The following is a 581-nucleotide window of genomic DNA, read 5'->3' as shown; positions in this document are numbered from 1 at the left end:
GGCGCAGAAGCGCAAGATCACCGATGGGGACAAGCTCGCCGGCCGTCACGGCAACAAGGGCGTCATCTCCAAGATCCTCCCGGTGGAGGACATGCCGTTCCTCGAGGACGGCACCCCGGTCGACATCATTCTCAACCCGCTGGGCGTCCCCGGGCGAATGAACGTCGGCCAGGTCCTGGAGACACACCTCGGCTGGATCGCGGCGCAGGGCTGGGACATCAGCGACGTGCGGGAGGAGTGGGCCGAGCGCCTGCGCGAGAAGGACCTGGACAGGGTCGAGCCCTGGACCAACGTCGCCACCCCGGTCTTCGACGGTGCCGGGGAACAGGAGATCATCGGTCTTCTGGGCAGCACTCTCGTCGACCGCGACGGCGATCGGATGGTGATGCCCAGTGGCAAGGCGCGGCTGTTCGACGGCCGTTCCGGTGAGCCGTTCCCGCACCCGATCGCGGTGGGCTACATCTACATCCTGAAGCTGCTGCACCTGGTCGACGACAAGATCCACGCTCGTTCGACCGGTCCGTACTCGATGATCACCCAGCAGCCGCTGGGTGGTAAGGCGCAGTTCGGCGGCCAGCGCT

At 66.6% G+C, this 581-nt stretch carries 1 pseudogene; it reads left to right on the top strand.

Annotation, left to right across the window (positions count from 1 at the left end):
* Positions 1-581: pseudogene (locus tag HHX30_RS40395) on the top strand (DNA-directed RNA polymerase subunit beta); the annotation flags it as partial.

This window comes from Microbispora sp. H10836 (assembly GCF_012999525.1).
Classification (GTDB): domain Bacteria; phylum Actinomycetota; class Actinomycetes; order Streptosporangiales; family Streptosporangiaceae; genus Microbispora.
This window is presented reverse-complemented; position numbering and strand designations above follow the sequence as displayed.